This is a genomic window from Paenibacillus sp. JNUCC 34, from assembly GCF_058269055.1.
This window is the reverse complement of the sequence record NZ_CM177770.1, coordinates 1511340-1536860: the sequence shown is the minus strand read 5'-3', so window position 1 is coordinate 1536860 and position 25521 is coordinate 1511340. Positions and strand designations below refer to the sequence as shown.

Below are 25521 nucleotides of genomic sequence, written 5' to 3'. Positions count from 1 at the left end.
GTGAGGTCGGATACGGAGTGCCACTAGCCCAAAGGTTTGTGGTGCTTCAGGTATCCGAAAAGTCTATGTCTTTTCTCTGTTGCAGTATATCTGTTCAATTGATACTATATAGACATGAACAAATACAGAAGAACCAACACAACCGTATCTCTACTGAATTATCATTTTGTGTTCTGCCCACGATACAGAAGAAAGATTTTTCTCAAAGCAGAGGTAGAGCAACGCTTCAAAGAATTAGTACATGAAGTGTGTGCGGAACTAAAAATTGAGATTGTCGCCCTTGAGTGCGATAAAGACCACACTCACATGTTCCTCAGTGCACTACCAACATTAAGTCCTGCCGATATTATGGCGAAAGTGAAAGGGTACACCTCTAAAAAGCTACGTGAAGAGTTTCCACACCTCTTGCATTTGCCGAGTTTATGGACACGTTCATATTTTGTTTCTACTGCTGGAAATGTATCAAGCGAAATGATTAAGCGTTATGTTGAAGAACAAAAGACAAGGGGGTGACGTATATGGCACAGACCATAACAGTTAAGGTAAAGCTACTTCCCACAACAGAACAAATCCAACGATTGAAACAAAATAGTAACGAGTACATTGGGGTCGTGAATATGCTCGTAGCTGAGATGGTTGAAGAAAAGAAAAGCACGATAAAGACGACGAAAGACGTTCCTGCTAATCTACCTAGTGCGGTAAAAAATCAAGCGATTAAAGATGCGAAAAGTGTATTTTCCACTAAAGTAAAGAAAAGTAAATACACAATTGTTCCGATTCTAAAGAAACCAGTTTGTGTATGGAACAACCAAAACTATTCTTTTGATTTCACGCATATTTCTATTCCACTTATGGTAGAAGGTAAATCCAATCGTGTTAAAATTCGTGCATTGTTTATCAACAAAGATAATCGGAATTTTGATTTATTAAAGCATAAACTTGGTACGCTCCGTATCACACAAAACTCAGGTAAGTGGGTAGCGCAAATATCTGTCACGATTCCGACAACTGAAAAAACGGGTACAAGAGTTTTAGGCGTTGATTTAGGACAGAAAGTCCATGCGGTAGCTATCACAGAAGATGATAAAGTTCGTTTTTTTGGTAACGGACGAGAAAACAAATATAGGAAACGGAAGTTTCGTAGTGTTCGTAAAATACTTGGGAAACAAAAGAAAGTGAATGCTATTCGCAATTTAGACGATAAAGAACAACGATGGATGAAAGACAAAGACCACAAGATCAGTCGCGAAATCGTAAATTTTGCAGTTGAGAATAAGATTTCTGTCATACGCTTAGAGCAACTAACGAAGATAAGGCAGACGACAAGAACAAGTCGTAAAAACGAAAAGAATCTACATACATGGTCTTTCCATCGTCTATCGACCTTCATAGAATACAAAGCAAACTTGGTGGGGATCAAAGTAGAGTACGTTAATCCTGCAAATACGAGTCAATCATGTCCAAAATGTCCGAAAAAAAACAAGGCACAAGATAGAAGATACAAGTGCCCATGTGGATTCGAAAATCATCGTGATATCGTTGGAGCGATGAATATTCGCTACGCAACTGTGGTTGGCTGTAACAGTCAATCAGCCTAAGATGCTATACGCACTGTCTTAGGAGGGGCGATGACACGCCCTAAACTTGAGAGTTGTCCAAAACAGAAATGGATTGAGGGCGTTAACTACTCAAGAATCCCAACTGCGTCAGCAGACTTGCCCCTTTAGGGATGGGAGTGTCAAACCTTCAGACGATAAATAGATTTATTTTCAAGTCCTCTAATCATGGGTGTCCAGGGTTCGGTTTCAACTGTCGTGTCTAAGGCGTCTTCCACCATCTGCAGCTTGGCATCGAGCATATCAATATAATGCAGTGCAACGGCTTCGGCTGTTTGCGGTTGAACCGGACTCCCCCACTCTCCGAGGTTATGATGAGATAACACCAGGTGCTGTAAGCCAACAATCATCTCGGAATCAAGAGGAATGTTGAATGTAAGGGCAGCCTCCACAATCCAATTGGATGCTAACACGATATGCCCGACCAACTTCCCCTGATTGCTATAATCGGTGACGATGCCCATCTGCGCAATCATCTCTTCCGGCTTCGCAATATCATGAAGAATAATTCCCGCCTTTAATAAATCCGGATTCAGAAATGGTCGCTGCTTGCATACAAAATCTCCAATTTCAAGCATTCGTACAATGTGATATGCCAGCCCAGCAAAATAGGCATGGTGATAGGTTTTCGCCGCAGGATAGTGCATTAGCTTCTCTTCAACCCTGTCCACACAAAACTGAACGATATTTCGGATCTTATGATCGGTAATTTCATCAATCGTAAGCTTTATGGTATGTAAAAGATCCACCGGGCGGATCGGGGCAGACCTTACAAAGTCGGTTAATGAAACCCCATCGTCCTCTGTGGCTTTGCGGATTTTGTTTATTTTCACTTGAGGTTGATCTCGATAACTTTGAACAGTACCCTGAATTTTCACTAATTGCATTGGAAAAAATGTTTCTTTATCTTGGATGGTGACATCCCAGTACTTGGCTGAGATTTGACCACTCGAATCCGAGAGCACAATGTCGAAATAATCTTTCGGAGGAGTGCTGCTCGTCTGTCTAACATTAAGTTCTTTTAGCAAGTAAAAGCCGATGAATTCATCCTGAATGTTCAACTTATTTATAGGCTTCATATGTTCCTCCTTGGAAGTCATTGTGATAATCCCTCTCACAATCCACTATTGATCAATCATTTGAGAGGAGATGACTGTAATATAACAATGGATACGTTAAATATAACAAAGTCTATTTATATGAGTCTATCAATTGCTGCTTGCCAAGCCTATTATGCTGTCTAGGTTTGCCCATATGATACCGAAAAATCATCCAAAGCTAGTTATCGAAGCGCCAATGAACCAAAAAAAAGAAGCCCGCTGCGGGCTTTACTGGGACTCGTTCTGTTTTAAACGGAGCATTTGTTGCAGCAACTGTTCTACCTTTTGTTCAGGAAAGGTTGCTAACAAAACTTCTTTAAACGTTACTTGTGCCCTATCAAGCTTATCTTGACCTATTGGTGTAAGCGAGGTATAAATACTTCTGCGATCATCGCCGCAGACATGTCTTTTTAAAGCTCCACAACCCTTGGCTTCAAATCGGCTAACAAGTCTGGAAACGGCACTTTGACTTAAACCAACCATTGATTCTAGTTGTTGTAGTTTTAATTTCTTCTCTGGAGCCTCAGACAAAAACAATAGTAAATAAAATTCTTTTAAAGACAATTGATATTTATCTTGCAAATTCGCTTCCAATTCATTGGCTACGTTCATTTGTATATGTGTTAAAGTCAACCAATTATTTATAAAGTCATTGTTAAGAACGTTGTCCATCTCACAATTCCTCTCCTGAGCGTAATGCTACTGATCAATATAATTAATATATCCTTACAATTTTAACATTGTCACATTAATCGTCAAGTAGACGCGGTTGCGCCATACTTACAGGAACGGTATCCAAAAAGAGCAAACATTCCGTTTTGTGTAAAAAAAAGAGACCCGCTTAGGCTAATCAGGCCGGTCTCCTACAAATAATCGTCATATTTAGCGGTGCTCTTTATTTGTTCTTTCTAGGAAATCCGTATCTATACTGTTCGGGAACGTCAGTCTCCTTATTAAGTTGGGCAGCAGCCTCTAACGTCCAGTAAGGGTTTCTCAGCATGCCTCGACCTACTGCAACAAGATCAGCCTCTTCATTGCCGATTACGGCATCGGCAAGCGCTGCCTCATCCAACCTTCCAACCGCAATAACTGGAACAGCCAAACTCTGCTTGATTGCACTCGCGAACGGTACTTGATAAGCTGCATGTGCACCCGGTTTGTCTTTTGTTGCCATTGGACCAAGTCCAATAGGTCCTTCACCACCGGTACTGACATGGAAAATATCTGCTCCCGCTGCTTTATACGCCTTACTAAACTCTATGCTCTCATTAATTCCATATCCGCCATCTACATATTCCTTAGCAGAAATACGCATGATTAAAGGCATCCCTGCTGGCATTGCGCTTTTGGCTGCACGAATAACTTCTGTACCGAACAGGGTCAGATCCTGTCCATACTCATCCGTTCTATGGTTTGTTAACGGTGAATGGAACTGATGAATAAGGTAACCATGTGCGCCATGAAGCTCGATGACATCAAATCCAGCTTTAACAGCCCGTGCTACACCCTGCCGGAATTTCTCGACCATTGCTTTCACTTCTGCAGTCGTTAATTCTCTTGGAGTTGTAGACTCAGCATTAAACGGAATTGCTGATGGCGCTACTGGAACCACTGCATCTTCTGCCTTGCGACCTGCGTGGGCAATTTGTATACCTACCTTGGCACCATAAGCATGACAAGCCTCAACTATTCTGGCCAACGGGACAATCTGTTCATCAGACCATATTCCAAGATCAAAATCGCTAATCCGGCCATCAGGCTCAACATCGGTCATTTCAATAATAATTAATCCGGCTCCACCAATCGCTCGGCTCACATAATGTGTATAATGCCAATCGGTAGCAAAACCATCTTTCTTGTTGACTGAATATTGACACATCGGAGGCATAACTACACGGTTTTTCAGCTTCAAATCCATCATTTCATAGGGGGTAAATAAATCTTTCATGAGTTCTCTCCTCTTTGTATAATACCTGGATTTTGCATGCACATATCATAAATACAATACGAAAAATAATTAATGTATGCACATGCATATAATATAATGAATACAACAAGTTCTGTCAACCGTTTAATATTCGTCCAATCACTCTCCTCTTGTACAACATACTATGAAAATATCAAAGAAGAGGAGTTGATTTAATGGTACGTATTCTCGATAAAGCTACCACTCAGCCACGACGTAGATTCAACTTAGCAACGGCATTTACGATCAGTAGTTCACCAGCAAGGTCTCGCCTAGCAACAATTCGAATAACAATACCTGTTTTGAATGCTCGACCTAATCGGGTTGAATTAGTAGCAACTATCGGTGTCCAGGGGGTTACCGGTATCGCTCAAATCCTCTTTAGAATCTTCCGTGACGGAATAGAGATTTTCAATACTCAACAAGGTATTGAGTCAGCTGGTTCTGAAGAAAACTATGCTGTCACATTTCAGGCGATCGATAGAAATGTAAGATCGGGTAGTCATGTTTACACAGTAACTGCAGAAAATCGAGCCGCAAATACCAGAGCTGATATTGTTGGGCCGATTTCTTTTAGTGGGCTAGCCGTTCGAACGAGAACCTAATTTAGAATTATTTGCACCTGAATAAGGTGCTTTTTTTGTTTCCTCGTGGACGAAACTTATAGTAATCAATGTTAAAGCCCTCTCCTTTTTGGTAAACTTCTAAAGCATAGAAGTTTACACCTCGATTCACCTTAGTCCCAAATACATTGTGAAACATTGTCCCTAAACTAATAGTGCATAGTTTATCAAAAGACCGTCTTAGACGGTCTTTTTTTGGTGTTTAAAATTTCCCATTACCCTTTTTCAATGTTTCACGCCAAGTCCTTTCTCCAAGTCTTGAATTTGCTGACTTAAAGGTGGCTGTGTGAACTTAACCTTATGTTATGATCGGTGCCTTTCATGGCTCACTTTTTCTATGTAGGACAAATTTCTGATGCGGGTAATTGAACTCCTCCACCAACTCATCTTCAACAAAACCAAATTTCTTATATAATAGGCGGGGAGCAATTCCTTTATCATCATTTTCTCTAAACGTGGATACTGAAATATCCACATCTTTCGGAAATAAAGATAACATCTTTTCTATCATAGCTGTCGCAATTCCTTTTCTTCTATGTTTAGGATCTACGGCCATGCAAGAGAGACATTTTGCATTATAGGAAAATATCATGATTCCAACAACTTCACCAGAGTATTTAGTACAGATCGCTGTATGTCTGTTCATATTTTTAATTACCGTTTGCCTATAACTCTCCAACAATTCTGCAGTATCTAAGCCAGGAAAGTTCGTTTTAACGATTTCAATCATTTGCATCCATGAATCAATGTCCTGGATTTCTGCAAACTGTATCGTATACTCTTCACTCATTCTTAATCCCCTTCCCGTTGGTTAATTACACTGCCTCTATCCTCTGAACTAGGCAAGCTAATCCGAAACAAGGTAGAATACCGCTGACCAGGCTTGCGGATCACCGTAGGCGTTTATCCAACACATATTGCTTAATAGATACTTCTCGAGTTAAGTCGCCTGTTTCTAATTCTGATCCATCCCCGTATTCAAATCCAGTAGAATTCGTCAATAAATGTTTCATGGTTAGGGGAGAGTCAGTCTGATTCGGGATTTGAACGTCCCCCAGGTAACCTGACAAATCTTTGTTCAAATCGATTTTCCCTTGCTCCACTAATTGCATCACTGCTGTAGCGGTAATCACCTTAGAAATCGAAGCGACACGGAACACTGTTCGGTCTGGATCGACCGGAAGCTTCTTTTCCACATCCGCATAACCGTAACCTTTATTCAATAGCATTTTATCGTCAACATCATCAGAATAAATGAGTAAACTTAATCCAGATTCTATACAATCTTAATGTAATGTGAAATATGCAAAGCTGCATCATCTTTTGCTGAATACTTCCGCTAGCGGTTCATTAACAAAAAGACCCTACCAGCGTATAGTAGTATAGCCGGCAAGGTCCTTCGTATTGTCAAACGGTTGAATAAGCAAACATTGTACCCGAATAATCTCAAGTGCTATTTATTAGTAGCTAATAAAATATTTACAATAGTGTCAAGTTGAAGCTCCATCGAGTAAGGATCTTCCATTACAAATTCATCGCCTTTATCTCCGAATCCACCGTACATATATACCTGACCTTTTTTGACAGCAGGAAGTCCCTTCCACAAGTTGCTATTTAACACTTCATTGGCCCCTTCATCTTCTGCACCATATACAAATATATGATTTCCCATATATTCAGGCAACACTTCGAGGGAAATATTCTCAAACCCTTCTTTCATATTCAAGGCTTTTTCCGTAGGCGGCAACTTCATCATCCCATATATGGTCGAACTCCCATAATTGCCGCCTTTCGCCGCAAGCACATACAGTGATTTATTCGCAACTTGTACGATGGAGACCGTCTCGCCTTCTTTGATTATACCGTCAATTTTCTTTTTAGCCTCTTCGACTTTCTTTTCATATTCGGCTATCCATTGCTCCGCTTCCTGCTGCTTTCCGAAGATTTCACTAATTCTCCGGAATTTCTCCAATGGCCCCGCTGTTGATAAGCCTTCCCAATATGGCAGAAACACCGTATTTCCAATTTTTTGGTAGTCTTCGATGTTCTTTTCGATCGAACCTATAATTAAATCTGGCTCCAGATAAGTCAATTTCTCTAAATTCATTGGGAATTCGCCGAGATCCTCGATTCCGGCAATAACATCTTTGGAAATACCCGCTTTCTCGATCCAGGCCTCACTAAGCATAAAGCTCCTCACCCCAACTGGAATGATACCAAGTTTCAAAAGATGCCCCATATACTGGTCTGAAGCTACCCGTTTCGGATTCGCCGGTACTTCTACATCGCCCTTCAACGTCGTTACCGTTCTCATCTTTGTTTGCTCTCCTGTTTGCCCGTCTCCAGTCGGCTGATCGCCTTTAGTTTGGGTTGTTGTCGGGTTGGTCTCCGTTTGCGAACCTACTTGTGTATTTGCCTGATTTGAACAGGCTCCCAGCAACATCGATAAACAGATCAGCATCGTCATCGCTGTAATTTTGATCCTTCCTTGCATCAAAAAATCCCCTCTCGTACCACGTTGATATTGATAATCAATCTCATTATAGCGTGGGGGTTGTTTCTCTTGAACGGCATATTTTAGCATTGTTATGGGCAGATCCTGATCCCAATGTTGCTGCCGCCGCTCTTTTTTGAAACGGACAGGAGATACTCCCTTGTATTTTTTGAAGCTACGGCTTAACGAATGGGCGTCCGGATACCCTACGCTCTCCGCAATTTCCTGTAAAGTAGCGTCCGTCTGCAGTAACAACTGCATCGCTCTATCTACCCGTACTTGATTGAGATAATGAATAGGACTGGTATGCATCTGTTTCTTGAACAGCCTGGACAGGTGCCCGGTGCTGCATTCCAGTTCTTCCGCTATCAATTCTAATGTGATGGGCTGGTTAAAATGCTCGCGGATATACACGACAGCCTGCGCCATCAGATCCGGTTTAAGCGGCTGGATCCCTTGCTGGTGCAGCTGCGACAACAGCTCATACACAAATTGATGAAGTAAAGCTTTGACATGCAGTTTACCGAGTCCCGATGCCTGACGCCACTCCTGTTCCAGCAATTCAACTTTATCGTACAGGGACAGCGGATGATGCGGTGCAAAAGCATATTGATACTGAAAGGGATTCTCCCTTTCCAGTAGTTGTTGAATTTCCTGGCGGCATGGCAAGGCCAGAATTGCCCTATAAAGAATAATGTAGTATTCAAGCTCATCCTCCGAGACGATATTCAGGCACATCCCCTTTCCGCCATGCAGCACATGGAATCGTTCGACCCTATGGACGCGCTGATCCAACCACACCCGGGCGCTTCCGCGCACGGTATATAGAAATGCGCTGGCCGGCAGCCGATAGGTTGGCAACTCCTCCCCCTTATCCATTGTCTGAAAACGGACATCCATTACTTTTATAAAAACATGGTTCCAAAGCAGGATGTGATCATCCAAATTCATAACTATTGTTCTCCCCCGATCAAAATCATCACCCATACCTGACTTGATTCTGTATTTCAACTAAGACTCATTATAGTTGATAATTATTCTCATTTGCAATGATCTCTCCGTATCGTATGATTTGTAAACAATTCATAATCCAGCGCCAAGTTCTTTTTCCAAGTCTTGAATTTGCTGACTTAAAGGTGGCTGTGTCATATTCAATTTTTCCGCAGCACGGCTGAAATGGAGTTCTTCCGCTACTGCAATGAAGTAATATAATTTACGTATATCCATCCTCTTTTTCTTCCTTCGCTCATTTTAATCCCCTACAGTTTAGTTTCACTTATTAATTACAATAGATAACTTATAATTAGCGTGTTTGTTTAATTCGGTTAAAAATAGGTTCAATTCATTGTTAGTTGGAAATCTACACTCCAGGAGATAACAACCTTCACCACTAATTTTGTAATTGTTCATTATGAATTTTTGTTGTTTTTCTATAAATGTTAAATAGGGTTTATGGTCCATACTATGTGTATAAATATTTAGAAATGAGAGGATAGAGTATCCTGCTTCTATTTGATTTAGATGAATCGTGTATCCCTCTATTACACCTTGTTCCTCTAATTTGCTCACTCTAGATGCAGTTGCCTGACCCGTCAAATGAACTTTCTCACCTAATTCCTTCATTGTGATACGACCATTCTTTGATAACTCTTCAAGGATTTTTTTATCCGTGTTATCTAACATAAGTGACAGCCTCTTTCATAATTCAAGTATTATATAGAATACTCTTGATTTAATTTATGTACAGCATTCTCCCTTAAATATTATCCTATAGATGAGGGTTATTAAAGGAGGAATACAGCATGAATATTAGACAAATACGTAATGCAACAATTATTTTGAACTATGCAGACAAGAAATTTTTAATTGATCCCTTCTTATCAAAAAAGGGAACTTATCCACCATTTCCAAATACTCTGAATCAAGATAAATTTAATCCAACAGTAGACCTACCAATCCCTGCTGAAGAAATAATTGAGGTTGATATCGTTATTGTAACTCACTTACATCCAGATCATTTTGATTCTGTTGCGATAGAAATATTACCTAAAAATATTAGAATTATTGCACAGTCTGAAAAAGATGTAGAAATCATTAAAAAAGAAGGTTTTCAAAATGTAGAATCTTTAGCTAGTGTTTTGAGTATTGGGGGCATTAGCTTAACTAGAACAAGTGGAAAACATGGAACAGGCGAAATAGGAAAATTAATGGGTGAGGTTTCAGGCGTTGTCTTTAACCATCCCGATGAAAAAACGCTATATATTGCAGGAGATACAGTATGGTGTAGTGATGTTCAGGATGCCATTAAGCATCATAATCCCGAAGTGATTATTGTAAATGGAGGCGCTGCACAATTTCTTCAAGGTGATCCTATTACGATGACGAAAGAAGACATCTATCAAACCTATATGGAATCTCAACAATCTACTATTATCGTTTCACATATGGAGGCTGTCAATCACTGCTTATTAACAAGACAAGATTTAAAAGCTTTTATCAATGAAAAAGGTCTGTCCAACAACATATTAGTACCTAATGATGGTGAATCAATCACTTTTTAATATAATCAAAATCCCTGACATCAATGTGAGTCAGGGATTTTAATTATTCTTAGTATATCTGACATTCACTTAAGTCCTATTTTACCGGGATAATATCTTTAAGAATCCAGATGGAGTCTTTTTATTTTGAGTTTTGTGGACCCTAAGGATAACTCAAGCCAAAATCTCTCGGGTAACTCGTATTTAATGTTACTGGCAATTTACCCATCGGCTTCGAACCAAATATGACCTGAATGGCAGCATCCCACGAGACCGGAATGGGCGTTAACCAATACCAATTATCCAAAGCATATGCTGACACATATGCCTTAACATCCAAGTAGCCCAGAAGGTCGCCGGGATTGCCGAGAGAAACAGCTACAACAGGCTTGCCAGTTGCAACTAACTTGTTTACCAAATCAATTTGCCCTTGCGGTATTTCCCGATCCGATTGAGTAAATACAATAATACGATCCGCTTTCTTAGCCTGTTCAAGGGCCTTCTCAACAGCTTCTTTTGTTGCATCCAATCGTTCGCCAGTAGCTGGAGCTGCCTGATAAGCAATCACTTCCCCCTTGCTTACCCTCTTTACTGTCTCTGCAATCCGATTCGCATAAGCCACACTCACGACAAGGGTTGTTTCATTCGTTTGAGGATCAAAAGGAAGTACGTTGTCATTCTTAACTAGTGTTATGGAATCCAATGCAATACGCTCTGCGATCTTCCAATGCTCTTCGTTCCCTACCACTTCGGTGGCTTTCTCAACGTCTACAAAGCGATTATGAAACATGTTCAACTTTAATTTATATGTAACAATCCGTTCTACAGACTCATCTACTCGGCTTCTCTCAATTTTCCCAGCCTGAAGTGCTTCATACAGAGAGTCCAGTGTATCGATTTGATCGTCTACAGAGCCATTGGCCATCACAATATCTGCTCCTGCATTAACGGCCATAACTGCTGCTTCACCCGCTCCCCAATTTTTCGATATAGCTTCCATAATCATTGCGTCAGTAATAATAATTCCTCTGAAGTCTAGATCATCTCGCAATAGTCCTGTTAGAACCTTTTTTGATAATGTGGCGGGCAGTTCAGGATCAATGGCTTCGATAATAATATGTGATGTCATAACAGATTCAATGCCTTGATCAATTACCGCTTGAAATGGAGGAAGGTGCACTTGCCGCAGTATGTCTTCGCTGTAGGATATTTTGGATAGAGTTGAATGGGTGTCGAACCCGGTATCCCCATGCCCCGGAAAATGCTTAGCACTGGATAACACTCCTTCGCTTTGATAGCCTTTCACTTGGGCTACAGCCATATCGCTAACCAGCTTCGTATTTTCACCAAAAGAGCGGACACCAATAACCGGGTTTTGGAGATTGGAGTTTACATCCACCACAGGAGAGTAGCTCCAATGAAAGCCCATTGCTTTAGCTTCAATAGCCGTCACCTTTGCTGCTTGTTCAGCATACTTGACATTACCTGTGGCCCCAATTGCCATCTGTCTTGGCAGGATTGTAGCTTCTCCAGGAACTCTTTGCGCGGCTCCATATTCCATATCGCCAGAGATAAATAGAGGTATACCTAATCGGGATTCAGATGCCCATTGCTGTAATTGGTTCGTAAACTGAGCAGTCTCTGCGGCGGTACTCATTTGTCCATTTAAAAGAGCACTGCCCACATCATATTCCTTGATCATTTTACTTGAAAACGAATCAGCTTGAACGGTAGGTGTATACATCACTAGTTGGCCTATCTTTTCCTTGTCGTTCATGAGCGCTACAAGCTTCTTTGCCTTATCGTCAATGGATATTTCATCACCGAGAATTTCAGTCACCGTCGCACTTTGTACAGGCTTCGGTTCCTTATTCTTTACTTGGGAGTTACTCTGATCCCATATAAACATGACAGCTGCTGCGATTACTAAGATGGAAGTGAACATAAGAGCGACTTTCTTTTTCATCGTCACCTTCTCCTTCTCCTTCATTTTGACCGTATTACATGTGTATGCTATCTATTACGGTCAGCACTCTATTTTGAATTTCTAAATAAAAAACCCCCGCATTTTTTCCATATTTAGAAATTTCGATACATAGCGTAAAATTCCTTTGGACTAAATAAATAAAACACGCCTCAATTGGCGTGTTTATAATTTTGTTCCACATTTCTAATCAAATTACAATCTATCAAGATCGTCACATATCCATTCCTTCTACTTTATTCTGCTCCTCCATTTTATTATTATTTCAAAAGCCAACTCTCTGCATCTTCTTTAGTTTCAAAAACTCTAAAATGGTTACTATGATTTGATTCGAGTACCATTTCCTTAAATTTGCCTCTGTTAACCAACTCTTTTGGAATGACAGCTGCAGTTTTTACATGATAATTGATAAATTTTTGAATCATATTTCCTGCTACGCCAGTTCTAAGTTTGAAAAAGTCTTCTGAAAGAACATGGCTATGCAGCAAAAGAAGATTCGTTTCACTTTCTTTGCATAAGGCAACGAGATCCACAGCATCCTGTTCTGTGCTAAGTGGGGTTGGGGTTGATATAAACTCGATATATTTTTGAGTTCCGTTCTCAATAATTTTATAGTTAATTATCATCCGCTCCTCAATTAATTCTTTAAGTTCTTTACGAATTCCTTGAACCCAATTCAGTTCATTGTAATAGGAGGAAAGCAGGTTTTCGGAAATCTTATTCCATAAAAATACTTCACGTGAGTTTCTATCAGGTGAAATAACTCCACGTCTAATTTTTTCCTGCTGGAATAAAATATGTATGTTTAACTTACTTTCATATTGTACCAGCAATTCATTTAATTCCTCGTTACTTAGTTGTTCAGCCCACGCCAATTGAATTAGGAAAGTGTTCTTGAACTCAGGAACTTCCGGTTCTGAAAGAACCCATTCTCTTAATCTAGCAAGTCCTTCATCCGTAATACTATATATTTTCTTTGATGGAGAACTCTCCTGATGTTGAATCTCATTAGTCACCAGACCTTCACCCAGTAGCTTTACAAGTGATTTGTATATTTGATTGTTGTTACCAGACCAGTACATTGTTGAAGATTCTTCAATAATCTTTTTTAGTTCATACCCTGAAGAAGGCTTCCAACTGAGAAGACCTAGTATTGCATATTGGATAGACATAAATTCACCTCTAATTGTTATCAATAACGTATGTTAACAGTAACCTATGTTACTGTTATTGTAAACATAAAAAATCCAATATTCTGCAGGTTACCGAAGTCAGACGCCGGGGCTCCACCAAACAAAAAAAACACGCCTCATTTGGCGTGTTTAATATTTGTATTTGGTGGAGCCTAAGGGATCGGCCCCTACCTCTTCGCTGCCAGCGATGAAATCTCCCACCATGGTTTAGTCCCACTACCCAATATAGGCAGTGGAACTATTTAAACCCACAGGCCTAATCGCTAACAGATCCACACAGCGGTAGGGGCCTCATTCACTTCATTAACTCGCTTCTTCCTCACCCTCAGAGAACTGACTGTTGTACAGGTTTTCGTAGAAACCGCCCTGAGCTAACAGCTCATCATGCGTACCTTGCTCGATAATATCGCCATCCTTCATCACAAAGATGAGGTCGGCATCGCGAATCGTTGACAGACGGTGAGCAATCACGAAGCTCGTTCGTCCCTTCATTAGATTCGCCATCGCTTTTTGAATCAGAACTTCGGTACGGGTGTCAACCGAGCTGGTCGCTTCGTCCAAGATCAGAATCTTCGGATTGGACAAGATCGCACGTGCGATCGTAAGCAGCTGTTTCTGACCTTGTGACACATTGCTTGCTTCTTCGTTAAGCACCATGTCATAGCCATCAGGCAGCGTACGAATGAAGTGATCAACCTGAGCAGCCTTAGCCGCAGCGTAGAGCTCATCATCGGTTGCATCGAGCTTACCATAGCGGATATTTTCCCTAATGGTATTGTTATACAACCAAGTATCCTGTAGAACCATTCCGAACATCGAGCGCAAATCGTTGCGAGTGAAATCGCGAATGTCGTTGCCATCGATCATGATTGCACCATCTTGAATATCGTAGAAGCGCATTAACAGCTTAATGATCGTTGTCTTACCAGCACCTGTAGGTCCAACAATAGCGACCTTCTGTCCAGGTTGAACACTTGCCGTAAAGTTATTAATAATTGTTTTCTCTGGATTGTATCCAAAGTGAACATTTTCAAAGCTAACAGCACCTTGCACATGAGAAGCATCTACTGGCGTTGCCGTATCTGCAGGCTCTTCCTCTTCTGCCAAGAATTCAAATACGCGTTCAGAAGCCGCAACTGTTTGCTGCAGGACGTTCGAGATATTCGCAACCTGCGCAATTGGCTGCGTAAACTGGCGCATATATTGGATAAAGGCTTGGATATCACCGACAGAGATTCGGCCATTTGCAGCCAAGTATCCACCGAGAATACAAATCGCTACGTACCCAATATTGCCGATAAAGCTCATAATAGGCATCATCATTCCAGAGAGGAATTGCGATTTCCATGCGGAACTGTACAGCTTCTCGTTATGTTCATCAAACTTCTTAAGCGACTCTTCCTCTCCATTGAACGCCTTCATCACCGTATGGCTACCATACATCTCTTCAATGTGCCCATTGACATGTCCGAGAGACTCTTGTTGTGCAACGAAGTGCTTCTGCGACTTCTTCACTACCAGCATAATGAAGATAAAAGACATCGGCAGAACGCAGAGCGCGACTAACGACATCTGCCAGCTGATCGTAAACATCATGACCAAAATCCCGATAATACTCGTTACTGAGGTGATGATCTGAGTCAAGCTTTGGTTCAAGCTCTGGCTGATCGCATCAACGTCATTCGTGATATGCGACAATACTTCACCATAATTACGTTTATCAAAGTACTTCAATGGCAGCTTATGAATCTTCTCCGAGATATCGCGTCTCAGATTATAAGTCACCTTCATCGAAACATGAGACATAATATAACCTTGAATGTAAGCAAACAGTGCACTGATGATATAGAGTACGACAAGGATAAACATAATCTGACTTATATAACTAAAGTCAATGCCGTTACCTGTACCCGAGATCATATTCATGACACCTTCGAATAGTTTGGTTGTCGCTTGACCAAGTATTTTAGGTCCTAATATATTGAATATTGTAGATCCGATAGCAAACAGGATAACGAATGCTACTGCAATCTTATATTGACCCAAGTAAGCAATCAGCTTCTTAAAGGTTCCTTTAAAGTCCTTCGCCTTCTCACCAGGCATCATCATCCCTGGTCCACCAGGTCCGCCGCCCATCGGCCCTCTATTCTTCGGTTTTCTAAACTTGGAGGCTTTCTCACTCATTGCAATTCCTCCTTCGAAAGCTGGGATGAAGCAATCTCCAAGTATGTCGGGCAGTTCTGAAGCAGTTCTTCATGTGTGCCTATTCCGACGATCTTACCTTCATCCAATACAATAATTTGTTCTGCATGGCGAATCGTACTAACGCGCTGTGCAACGATAAGAACCGTGGTGTCTCCTGTATATTTCTTCAACGCCTGCCTGAGAGCAATATCGGTCTTATAGTCAAGCGCGGAAAAACTGTCATCAAAGATATAGATTGGAGGTCTCTTCACAAGTGCACGTGCAATCGATAGACGCTGCTTCTGACCGCCGGATACATTCGCGCCGCCTTCTGATATCTTCTTCTCAAAACCGTCCTCATCCTTGAGAATAAAGTCAGTGGCTTGAGCAATTTCAGCAGCTAGATGCACTTCCTCATCGGAAGCTTCTCTCTTTCCGTAGCGGAGATTGCTCGCAATCGAGCCTGACATCAGCACACCCTTCTGAGGTACATAACCAATCTGGTCGTGAAGATCATGCTGTGTTACATCTTTTACATTAACACCGTTAACAATAATTTCACCTTGTGTGACATCATAGAAGCGAGAAATCAAGTTAATCAGCGTGGATTTGCCTGAACCTGTAGAACCGATAAATGCTGTTGTTTCACCCGGCTTGGCTGTAAATGTAATATTAGTCAGCACATCTTCCGGTGCATCCTGATAATGGAAGCTAACATCGCGGAACTCAACAACACCAGTCTTATCGGACTTAAACGGCTTCGTCTGAGCAGGATCTTCAATAGAAGGTTTCGTTGACAGCACTTCTACGATACGCTGAGCAGATACCGAAGCACGCGGCACCATAATGAACATCATCGAGATCATTAAGAAGGACATAATGATTTGCATTGCATATTGCATAAACGCCATCATATCCCCTACTTGCATTGCAGATTCAGCGACCTGATTAGCACCGACCCATACAATCAGCAAAGTAATAAGGTTCATTATGAGCATCATAGCTGGCATCATAAATACCATAACGCGGTTTACGAATAAGTTCGTTTTCGTCAAATCTTGGTTTGCATTGTCAAAACGTTTCTTCTCAAATGCCTGTGTGCTGAATGCACGTACAACCGTAAGTCCGCTCAAATTTTCTCTCGAAACGAGATTTAATTTATCAATGAGTTTCTGAATCATCTTGAACTTCGGCATCGCGACAGAGAATACAACTCCAATTAGCGCAATCAGCAGGGCAACAGCCAAACCGATAATCCAGGTCATGGAGCTATTCTCCCTCATCACCATGATGACACCGCCTACCCCTAAGATCGGAGCGTAGAACAAGATACGGATACCCATGATAATGAGCATCTGAATCTGTGTAATATCGTTTGTCGTACGTGTAATAAGTGACGAAGTCGAGAACTTGTCAAACTCATTATTCGAGAAACTTTCAATCTTGCTGAATACATCGCGACGAAGCTTCTTGGCTACACCAGCTGCAACTCGTGCAGATAGATATCCGACACCAATCGCAGCAATGGCTCCACCTAAGGCGATCAGAAGCATGATTAATCCTGTCTTCATAATATACATGCTCTGAATCTTGCCTACATCCATTCCAAGTTCACCGTACATTAGCTTAACGAAAGCTGTTCCCGTCTGAACCTGCATGGCAGGATCCATCTGATTAGCAGATGCGATTGCCTCATCCAGCTTCTCGGCAGGAAGCTGCTGGAATACAGGTGTCAATGCGTATAGTTCATTGAAATCAATATTGCTCATATCCATCTCTTTAGCAGCAGCTTGATCACCTGAAGACGCAGCCAACTGCTTCGAGATTTCGATAAAGGTTGAAGCAGCTCTTCCGAAGATTGGATTCAATTCGTCAATGCTACTGCTTTCCGTATCCTTTAAAATGTATACATTATGACTTTCTAGCAGAGGATATTTATCGAGATACTTCTCATCTCCTACGTTGACCAGCGAATAATGCTGCTCAACAATCGTTTTATCCTGCTCCTTCATTAAGGAGGTCATCAGCGCGAAGCCGTCCTCGCTGATCGCTTCAGGTACAGCACTCTCAATACCGTTCTGCTGAATGCCCGTGTTGACGATGTCGGACATGAAATTCGGCAGATTCAGGTCTGACAGTGCCTGTCCGAACAACAGCGCAATCGCTACAATGAGCGATACGGTGAATGGCTTCAAATACTTTGCAAGTTTAACCATGACATGTTCCTTTCCTTTCTAATCGTTAAGTAAGATCGAAGATGATATCAAATGAGTGTTCTTACAGATTGCATGATTAGGATTGACGACTCTTGATGTCACCAATAATCTCGTAAAGGCGATTGCATAGGGTGATAAGCTGCTCTGTTTCTTCATGTCCAAGCCGAGTTACAATTTCATCGGTAAAAGATAAGAAGGTTTTTTTGGCTTTTTTTAATGCAGCCTCTCCTTCAACATCGAGCGTTATATACACAACTCGCCGGTCATTTTTAGTAGTGACGCGCTTCACATAACCTTTCTGCTCTAAACCATTGATCATCTGTGAGACTGAAGGCATTGTAATATGCAATATCTCACTCAATTCAGATACTTTAATACCTAGCGGAGCATGCTGCTCCTCTTCATCGGAGTTATTGCACTGCATTCGACTATTAATAATTTCCATTACATAAAATTCGCGTTGAGGCAAAATGTCATCAAATTGATGCTTAGATGACACACGTTTTATTTTGGCCATAGCCTCAATCAATCGTTTACCTTGACTACGCTCCCGATCCATGTTCTCCCTCCATTCGACATTACTATTCTCGACTTAATAATTAGACAACCAATTAATTAGATTAGCTATTAGTTAGTTTACCTAAATATATATTCAGAGTAAATACGTTTCAGCAATTTTTATTGATTGTAATTATTTCCTGCTGGTTGCAATCAAAACCTAACCAAGTTCAGATCTAATGGGTGACGGCCTATGATATGGCTCCATCAGAACTAATATTACTTCGATAAAACAAAAAAACACCGGGAAACCCCGATGTTATACAATATTTTTGAGAGCTTGTTTAATTTGCGGGATAGATAATCCGCCTGTTTTCAGTTCTTTAATCAAAAGAATGAGTGCGACGGTTTCCTCCCTTTTATATCTACGTGTCAGATTCTCTTCTGCTTGTTCAAAAGGCAGCATACCTTCTTCTGTGTAAAATTTCAGTGTACTATAGCGAGTATTCGTAAGCCGCACTAATTCCCCTATGGATACGAACTCAGAGGTTAATATGGTTTCCATGGAACGTTGTCTGGACATGATTACCCAACTCCTTTAAATTGGGCATTTCGGAAGTAAACGCACACCTTGAATTGGCACTCTCATCGTGTAAACGGCATGCGGAATCGCTTCGTAAACCAAATTATCTATTTTTATTGTCGAAATCGACCCTTTTTCTAATACTTTAATCACATGGCCATAGGACTCTAACCGCGTAATTACATCGTTCAATCTTTTATTGGAATTGGAAAACCAAGCCTCCGTTTCAATAAAGACAGCTTGCGAGCGCTCAAGCATGGGAAAAAAGAAATTTATACTGCTGCCCACAGTTGTCTTCACAAACCTTGTCTTCATATGAAGGAATTTTTTGATTGCTATTTCGATCCCGTGATGGATTTGGATTGGAAACAATGCTTTTGCCAGTAAAGCACTTTGATATAATTCATTCATTCTGGCATTCACCTTTTTTAGCTCGTTCCTGGAGAAAAAATCATGCATACATCCACTTTCGCGAAGAAGCCAAATCATACAAATAACCTCATCTGTTACCGAGCCATCTTCCAAAATTTCTGCTCGAATATTCTCTGTGATCCTTGAGTATGCCTCAATATTGCTACGATAATCTTTGATTGCAACGCCTGCGGAATCATAATATAGGTCGCACCCCAACAGACTCGGGATTTCCTCAAGCAAATCCACTGCCTTTAGAGAATCGGATATTGCGCGCTCGAACTTTACCATTTTTTTCTCAGGAAGCATAGAAGCCCTTTTAAGCCACATTTTCAGATTACCCTCTACCTCATTTTTTTTGTGGAGTAAGGGTTTTAAAATAGTTTCTCGATAGAGCGTTGTATCAGATTGTTCAAGTACATCATTTTTCAAAATTAATTTATTCTCAGTTTGTGTAATAGCGCTGTCTAAGTAGGCCTCTAAAATAACTGCTGCTGCCATGCAACGAAGAGCCACTTTCTTCACAGTAGTCATGTAAAGACTACTCTGTGCATTTAACGCAATAATCGAAAAACTTTGCGCTAATTTTAGATCTGTCATAGCAAACCACCTCTATTCATGATTTTATTCATGCTGGCTAATGTTTACTTTGTATATGGAATTATTTGTATTTTACTTACTACTTACTACTTATCACTTACTACTTACTATATATAATTTCACATTCATTTGTCAAGCATTTGGTAATCCTGGTTATATCCCCCAATAAAATTGGAGAGGATTCATTGTTCGGGCATAGAAAAAAGCCGCCAAACACTCGGAAATCCTTGTGTTTAGCGACTTCTTTAGTTACAGAGCCATCTTCTACTTCAACATACTTAACTTTTCAATCGCTTGTTGTTCGGTCGGTAAGAAAAAGAAATCGTTTCCGTTATTACATTCATAAGTGAAATCTTGAAAGCTTCGACTTGAATATCTCGCTGCTGCTCACGACAGCATATTTTCCCCGCCTATTTCTACCTTCGTAATATTCATAATCACCCTCCTGGTTAGCTTATACTCATGATAATCTCAAAGCAGCCCGCGCTTTTGCGCCTGAATGACCGCCTCAATTCGTGAATCAACCTGAAGCTTAACGAAAATTTTGGACAGCATGTTTTCTACGGTTCGCTGCGTCGTGGACAGCTCAATGGCTATCGCTTTATTCGTGTAGGACTGGCCAAGCAACTTAATAATGCTCAGCTCCTTTTCAGTAAAGGCCGGGACTGCATCCGCAGAGGAGGAATTTATTCTTTTGTTCATATAAACAAGAAATTCCTCTGATATCACGACCTCCCCTTTCATAATAAAACGTATCGTCTGCAGCACATGCTCCTTGTCCGCAGTTTTCGGCAAAAGCCCGTCGATTTTCCGCTCAAGCAGCAGCTCGTAGTAATCGCTTGTTTCATATCCCGTATATAATATAACTCGCGCGTTTTCCTGTACCTCTTTAATCTGCTGCGCCAGCTCTACGCCATTTAGCGGCTTCATATTAATATCCAGTATATAAAGATCAAAGGGACATTCACGCACCTTTGCCATTACGCTTGCCGCATCGCTTTCTGTCTCGATCCGCATATCTGCCGCATGCTGAAACAGTAGCTTCGTTCCAGCTAATACGATTGGATGATCATCTACAATTAATATGTTAATCACTTGCCTGCGCTCCCCTCATTCGCACCTCAATGCGCATGCCCGCATTTGGCGTGGACTGAATCAGCATCTCTCCGCTAAACGCTTTGATCCGCTCCCTCATTCCCCTAATTCCCATCGTATGCGACGTTTCCAGCATATCTTCAACACTGCATCCAACGCCATCATCCTCATAAAACAGCTCGAAGCCCCCCATATCTAAAGCTGCCAATTTTATAGTAACCCGCTTTGCCTGCGAATGCTTTAATGCATTGTTAAGGAGCTCCTGAAAAATACGGTAAATGATTAAATTGACCTGCGCATCCTCATTTTCAATCATGTCCAGCTCAACCTCGAGTCTGAAAAATGCCCGCATTTTCACTTTTTGAATCAATTTATGCAGCGCGGCATAAAGCCCCATCGTCGTTAATAAAGGCGGACTTAAATGCTCACAGTATTCTCTTAAATCCTGGGCCGCTTCGTCCAATTGCTCACGAATGTGCAGCAGCCTCGAATGGAGGGTACCAATATCCTGTTCTCTTGCAGCTTCGCCGATTTCCCGAATTAACTGAATTTGCTCCTGCAAAATCGTATCATGCAGCTCCTGGGCCAGCAATTGCTTTTCTTCCTCAAACATACGCCAAAGCACTTTATCCAGCCAAGGGATTTGATTCTCATTAAACGTTTTCATCTGCTTGATTTCCAGAACAAGCTTCTCTACCAGCTGTATATTCTCAATAAAATGATCCACATACAACACCAACAGCTCCAGCCACTGCAGCTGCTCATTCGTCAATTTCCTGTTCGTTTGATCCATCACAAGCGTCATATGCATACTTTCATTTGCATTTTGGTGTAGCAAAACATGGTAGGCATCGCCTTTCCTTAGGACCTCGCCTGCTTGCATGCCCGGATACAGAGCAGCCTTGCGCACCACAATTTCCGTTTGCGAAGCATTCAGCTTAATTTTCATTTCATCTTTTATAAGCTCGAATAACTCATGATGGTTGGCGGCTTTTCCTATTCGATTAATCGAGGAATACAGCTGATGGACGGCATCTCCTTTGGCAGAAAACAAAATTTTACGTCGGCTGTAATCAACGCGCTCTTTCATATATAAGCCTAGCAGTTGAACGCATAGCACAAGCAAAAATAATAATAGAAGCTTTGTATCAGGCAGCATACTCCCTGTAATGTAATAAGCTCCTATAGTAATAACAAGAGCCATAATCAGCGCAAAACCCAAGTAATAACGTAGACGGTTAATATAATAAGCTATATCAAACAAACGATTGGTAAAATATAGCCACAATAGTCCAAACGGCAAAATAAAAAGCAGCATGAGCAGTACGTCCGCAGACAGCAAATGTCTCCCAAGCAGAAGCTTTGGCAGCAAGTATAGGAAACAAAAGCAGATCAGGGGCGAAATTAATATAACAAGCAACAGCCAAATTCGCCGCGTTCTATATTTCCTGTAACTGTAAAAAACAATATAAAATATGTATGCGCCAAGCGACAGCACAATAAATAATTGGATCAATGAGCCTGCTGTATGGAAGGCTGGAAAAAGCCAGCGCAGTACGCCGCAAATCGCGGCCGCTAACGGCAGAATGTACAGTAAATATGCCCTCTTTATGAAGAGCCATTCCAGATCTAAGGAATGAAAATAGCTTTTTAACACCTGAATGAAAAGAATAAGGCATGCTGCCATACTTGCGCCATTAATGACCAGCCCGGCCAAGCCAGCTCTCGATGCCGCGCCTGAGCTAATGTAAGCCAATGACAAGGTTAATAAAAATAATTCCAAATCAACCTGTTTCTTATCTTTTCTTTTATAAACATAATAGGTGAGAAATAACGCCAATACGCCATAACAAAGCGGCAGCAGGAACTGCAAATAAAATTGCTTCGGCAAATCCTGATGAGCAAGCTCTATGTTGAAAGCCCGGCCATCTGCTTTTATGACGTAAAGCGAGTTCGCGGCCCTTATTCCCTGATCTACAACGATAAGTGGAGATTGCTCTATCCGTTTGCCATCAACCTCTACAATCCTGTCTCCTACTGCAATCCCCGCCTGCTCTCCCCACTCGGGATAATACATTTCCTTCACGGTCCAATTGCCCATGTTATGGTCAAGCTTAATGCTTACAAATGGTTTGTCCAACACCGCAATCAATACAACCGCGCTTAATAAGACATATACCGTTATCGTAACCCAAAACCAATATTTAGGAAATTTCAGTATGCTCACCTCTTTAATAACCTTGCTTCCTATCATCTTACAAAATAAAAAAGATAGGAAGTCTATTTTTGCTATTTTCGGATATCCACCATCATTCTTTGCGGAACAGCACCATCCTGTTTTCGGAAGCACACTATCGTACTTCTGCAGAAGTGAATGCTATTCTTGAAGGGACCATTATTGATTCAACAGGAGGGTTACAGGAATGATGAAACAGAAAGGACGATGGCTCGTTGCGGTACTGCTGTTGCTTGCCGTTGCAGCGGGAACGCTGCTGCTTTTAAAACAGGAAAAAGTACGCATCGGTTTTGGTGCAAAGCAGGAACTGGAGCTGACTTCCGGCACGTACATGGCGGATACGCTAAAGCTATCGGGGCAGTATGCGGTAGTATCCGTATCCGGCGAGGGTGAAATTCAGTTACTTAACGCTGCTCAAGAAGAAATATTGACGGTTCCGTTAAATGATGAGCTTTATCGCGATGTGCAGAGCCGTGCCCCGCAAATGAAGAGCGAGATTTTGTATGAGGAAGCGCAAAAGGTTCCATTTGATCATGCAACATCGTTCATCGTTACAGGGAATAGCGACTTTACTATCAAGCTGATTAAAAGATAGGAGAGATGGAAATTGCTTCAGCTTCGTAATATTAGCAAGCTTTATGGGGATAAATATGCGCTTGATCATTTGTCCGTGGAGATTAACAGATCGGATTTTATCGGATTAATCGGGGCCAACGGTGCCGGTAAAAGCACATTGATGAAGATCATAGCGGGCTTAGTTCCTCACTATAACGGCGAGATCCTGTGGGAAGGAGAAAAAATAACCGACCAGAACCGGATGAAGCTGCTAAAAGACACGAAAGCGTTAATTGAAACGCCCCTCTTTTTCCCGACACTTACCGGCAAAGACAATTTAATTTATTTTACGAGGCTGGACGGCCATTATTCGGAGGAGCGCGTCCAGACTGCTTTGCAGTTTGTTCAGCTAGAGGAGGCAAAAAACAAGCAGTTTCGCCACTATTCGCTGGGCATGAAACAGAAGCTGGCGATTGCTCGCGTGTTTGCCTCCAGCAGCTCGTTAATTATATTAGATGAGCCGTTTAACGGGTTAGACCCGCATGCCAAAAATGAAATGAAAAGCATTCTAAAAAAGCTTTACGAGAGCGGCAAAACGCTTATTGTTTCCAGTCACCTGCTGGAGGAGCTGGAGGAGCTGTCCAACCGCATTCTCTTTTTGGAGAATGGCCGGTTGAAGCAGGACCGCATATGGCATAACGAGACCAGCCAGTTATTTGAAATCTCGATTAACCCTCGGCAAATCCCGGTCATTTCGCCTTTGCTGAGTCGCTTCGAAACAGGCTGCAGCATGGCACTGAAGGGAGACCGCATTCTCGTCAGCGCCAATCGGGCCGAGCTGCCGTCTATTTTCTCGTTTTTTGTTCAGCATGGCATTGATTTCTATGAGGTAACGAATACATCCCGGCAATTAAAAAAATACTTCGAGCATGGAGTTGATTGATGATGACGATAGCTTCCATTCTATCCAGTGAATGGCTGAGATACAGGCGCAGTCTGATGTTGTATCTATACATCGCCTTTTTAATAGCGTTTCCTGTCCTTTTCAGATTTGCGCTTCCCGGTGCTGGATCTGCAGAAACCATTTTATTTACGATCATCACATTAACGATTACAGCGCTCGCCTCAACCGAACTAGCGCGGCTCGCAGAATCCGGCATCCTAAGAACGGCGCTGCTCAGTAATGTGGCCAGAGCCTCCTTTTATTGGAGCTTTACTTTCAAGTACATTATTTTTTACTTATTCTCGGTTCTACTCAGCGCCGTCGTTGTTGCTGCCTTAGCACTGCAGTCGCCCGCATTTTCTCTGCTGCTCAGGCAATGCTTTGTTTATTTTGTGCTGGCGTTTGCCTATTTGTCCTTTGCTCAGCTGCTAAGCATTTTATTGCGGCAAACGGTTATTGCTTTAATGAGCGCGCTGCTTGTTTTATATGTGCTTATTCCGATATTTAATTCTTTTCTGCAGGCTCATGAATGGTACCAGCTTCTGCCCTTTTTCTATATGGAGCCGTCAGCCTTGCTTGTGCTTGATGCCCACAAACTTTTCTATGTGAGCGTATTGCTTATTCTTGGTGGACTATTGATGAATTATATTGGAACTATACGGATACGGAAGATAGAATTGTAGC

General features: G+C 41.5%; 22 protein-coding genes and 3 pseudogenes. 7 read left to right on the top strand and 18 right to left on the bottom strand.

What is annotated here, in order from left to right:
* The first annotated feature begins 114 nt into the window (after positions 1–114).
* Entirely contained in the window at positions 115–513 is a 399-nt protein-coding gene (gene tnpA, locus AC2TF5_RS06995) for an IS200/IS605 family transposase (protein ID WP_491301469.1), read from the top strand.
* 5 nt (positions 514–518) lie between these two features.
* Positions 519–1598 (top strand): RNA-guided endonuclease TnpB family protein, encoded by a 1080-nt coding sequence (locus AC2TF5_RS06990; protein WP_491301468.1) that lies wholly within the window; start codon positions 519–521, stop codon positions 1596–1598.
* Positions 1599–1738: 140 nt separating this feature from the next.
* On the opposite strand, the gene AC2TF5_RS06985 is transcribed toward AC2TF5_RS06990, so the two are convergent.
* The 3 genes from AC2TF5_RS06985 to AC2TF5_RS06975 all read right to left on the bottom strand — a co-directional run bounded on the left by AC2TF5_RS06985 (position 1739) and on the right by AC2TF5_RS06975 (position 4664).
* Positions 1739–2695 (bottom strand): 3'-5' exoribonuclease YhaM family protein, encoded by a 957-nt coding sequence (locus tag AC2TF5_RS06985; protein ID WP_491301467.1) that lies wholly within the window; start codon positions 2693–2695, stop codon positions 1739–1741.
* A 249-nt stretch (positions 2696–2944) separates the two neighbouring features.
* A complete protein-coding gene (locus AC2TF5_RS06980; RefSeq protein WP_491301466.1) occupies positions 2945–3388 on the bottom strand; it encodes a MarR family winged helix-turn-helix transcriptional regulator in 444 nt (147 codons plus the stop codon).
* A 223-nt stretch (positions 3389–3611) separates the two neighbouring features.
* The gene (locus AC2TF5_RS06975) at positions 3612–4664 is read right to left on the bottom strand and encodes an NADH:flavin oxidoreductase/NADH oxidase (protein ID WP_491301465.1); all 1053 of its coding nucleotides are present in this window, start codon (positions 4662–4664) and stop codon (positions 3612–3614) included.
* 194 nt (positions 4665–4858) lie between these two features.
* Here AC2TF5_RS06975 and AC2TF5_RS06970 point away from each other — a divergent pair, with 194 nt between their 5' ends.
* Positions 4859–5287: an exosporium protein C gene (locus AC2TF5_RS06970; protein ID WP_491301464.1), complete on the top strand. Its 429-nt coding sequence runs from the start codon at positions 4859–4861 to the stop codon at positions 5285–5287.
* A 337-nt stretch (positions 5288–5624) separates the two neighbouring features.
* Here the strand turns inward: AC2TF5_RS06970 and AC2TF5_RS06965 are convergent, their stop codons facing one another.
* From AC2TF5_RS06965 to AC2TF5_RS06945, 5 genes and pseudogenes are all read right to left on the bottom strand, one after another.
* Positions 5625–6095: a GNAT family N-acetyltransferase gene (locus AC2TF5_RS06965; protein ID WP_491301463.1), complete on the bottom strand. Its 471-nt coding sequence runs from the start codon at positions 6093–6095 to the stop codon at positions 5625–5627.
* A gap of 77 nt (positions 6096–6172) precedes the next feature.
* Positions 6173–6543 (bottom strand): annotated as a pseudogene (locus AC2TF5_RS06960) (serine hydrolase domain-containing protein); the annotation flags it as partial.
* Positions 6544–6758: 215 nt separating this feature from the next.
* Positions 6759–8750 (bottom strand): AraC family transcriptional regulator, encoded by a 1992-nt coding sequence (locus AC2TF5_RS06955; RefSeq protein ID WP_491301462.1) that lies wholly within the window; start codon positions 8748–8750, stop codon positions 6759–6761.
* A gap of 135 nt (positions 8751–8885) precedes the next feature.
* A pseudogene (locus AC2TF5_RS06950) lies at positions 8886–9026 on the bottom strand (LysR family transcriptional regulator); the annotation flags it as partial.
* A 45-nt stretch (positions 9027–9071) separates the two neighbouring features.
* Positions 9072–9482 (bottom strand): Lrp/AsnC family transcriptional regulator, encoded by a 411-nt coding sequence (locus AC2TF5_RS06945; protein WP_491301461.1) that lies wholly within the window; start codon positions 9480–9482, stop codon positions 9072–9074.
* Between the two features lie 119 nt (positions 9483–9601).
* Between AC2TF5_RS06945 and AC2TF5_RS06940 the strand changes: the two genes are divergently transcribed.
* Positions 9602–10360 (top strand): MBL fold metallo-hydrolase, encoded by a 759-nt coding sequence (locus AC2TF5_RS06940; protein WP_491301460.1) that lies wholly within the window; start codon positions 9602–9604, stop codon positions 10358–10360.
* Between the two features lie 142 nt (positions 10361–10502).
* On the opposite strand, the gene AC2TF5_RS06935 is transcribed toward AC2TF5_RS06940, so the two are convergent.
* The 10 genes and pseudogenes from AC2TF5_RS06935 to AC2TF5_RS06890 form a co-directional block, all read right to left on the bottom strand.
* Positions 10503–12305, bottom strand: a complete 1803-nt coding sequence (locus AC2TF5_RS06935) for a glycoside hydrolase family 3 protein (protein WP_491301459.1) — start codon at positions 12303–12305, stop codon at positions 10503–10505.
* 278 nt (positions 12306–12583) lie between these two features.
* Complete coding sequence (locus AC2TF5_RS06930) at positions 12584–13495, bottom strand: PadR family transcriptional regulator (RefSeq protein ID WP_491301458.1); 912 nt, start codon at positions 13493–13495, stop codon at positions 12584–12586.
* A 324-nt stretch (positions 13496–13819) separates the two neighbouring features.
* Positions 13820–15700, bottom strand: coding sequence for an ABC transporter ATP-binding protein (locus tag AC2TF5_RS06925; RefSeq protein WP_491301457.1), 1881 nt, complete (start codon positions 15698–15700; stop codon positions 13820–13822).
* Complete coding sequence (locus tag AC2TF5_RS06920; RefSeq protein ID WP_491301456.1) at positions 15697–17916, bottom strand: ABC transporter ATP-binding protein; 2220 nt, start codon at positions 17914–17916, stop codon at positions 15697–15699. The genes AC2TF5_RS06925 and AC2TF5_RS06920 overlap by 4 nt, the downstream gene beginning before the upstream one ends.
* 76 nt (positions 17917–17992) lie before the next feature.
* Positions 17993–18475: a MarR family winged helix-turn-helix transcriptional regulator gene (locus AC2TF5_RS06915; protein ID WP_491301455.1), complete on the bottom strand. Its 483-nt coding sequence runs from the start codon at positions 18473–18475 to the stop codon at positions 17993–17995.
* 258 nt (positions 18476–18733) lie between these two features.
* On the bottom strand, positions 18734–18997 hold the full coding sequence (locus tag AC2TF5_RS06910; RefSeq protein ID WP_491301454.1) for a helix-turn-helix domain-containing protein: 264 nt from the start codon (positions 18995–18997) through the stop codon (positions 18734–18736).
* Between the two features lie 15 nt (positions 18998–19012).
* Positions 19013–20008 (bottom strand): hypothetical protein, encoded by a 996-nt coding sequence (locus AC2TF5_RS06905; RefSeq protein ID WP_491301453.1) that lies wholly within the window; start codon positions 20006–20008, stop codon positions 19013–19015.
* Between the two features lie 264 nt (positions 20009–20272).
* Positions 20273–20383, bottom strand: a pseudogene (locus AC2TF5_RS06900) (DUF4180 domain-containing protein); the annotation flags it as partial.
* A gap of 96 nt (positions 20384–20479) precedes the next feature.
* Positions 20480–21103 carry a response regulator gene (locus AC2TF5_RS06895; RefSeq protein ID WP_491301452.1) on the bottom strand — a complete coding sequence of 208 codons (624 nt, stop codon included), beginning with the start codon at positions 21101–21103 and terminating at the stop codon, positions 20480–20482.
* Positions 21096–23330, bottom strand: a complete 2235-nt coding sequence (locus AC2TF5_RS06890; protein ID WP_491301451.1) for an ATP-binding protein — start codon at positions 23328–23330, stop codon at positions 21096–21098. Before AC2TF5_RS06890 ends, AC2TF5_RS06895 begins: the two co-directional genes overlap by 8 nt.
* Before the next feature lie 196 nt (positions 23331–23526).
* On the opposite strand from AC2TF5_RS06890, the gene AC2TF5_RS06885 reads away from it, so the two are divergent.
* The 3 genes from AC2TF5_RS06885 to AC2TF5_RS06875 are packed head-to-tail and all read left to right on the top strand — an operon-like array spanning position 23527 to position 25520.
* A complete protein-coding gene (locus AC2TF5_RS06885; protein WP_491301450.1) occupies positions 23527–23934 on the top strand; it encodes a hypothetical protein in 408 nt (135 codons plus the stop codon).
* Positions 23935–23946: 12 nt separating this feature from the next.
* Positions 23947–24837, top strand: a complete 891-nt coding sequence (locus tag AC2TF5_RS06880; protein WP_491301449.1) for an ABC transporter ATP-binding protein — start codon at positions 23947–23949, stop codon at positions 24835–24837.
* Complete coding sequence (locus tag AC2TF5_RS06875; RefSeq protein ID WP_491301448.1) at positions 24837–25520, top strand: hypothetical protein; 684 nt, start codon at positions 24837–24839, stop codon at positions 25518–25520. The genes AC2TF5_RS06880 and AC2TF5_RS06875 overlap by 1 nt, the downstream gene beginning before the upstream one ends.
* The last annotated feature ends 1 nt before the right edge of the window (position 25521 follow it).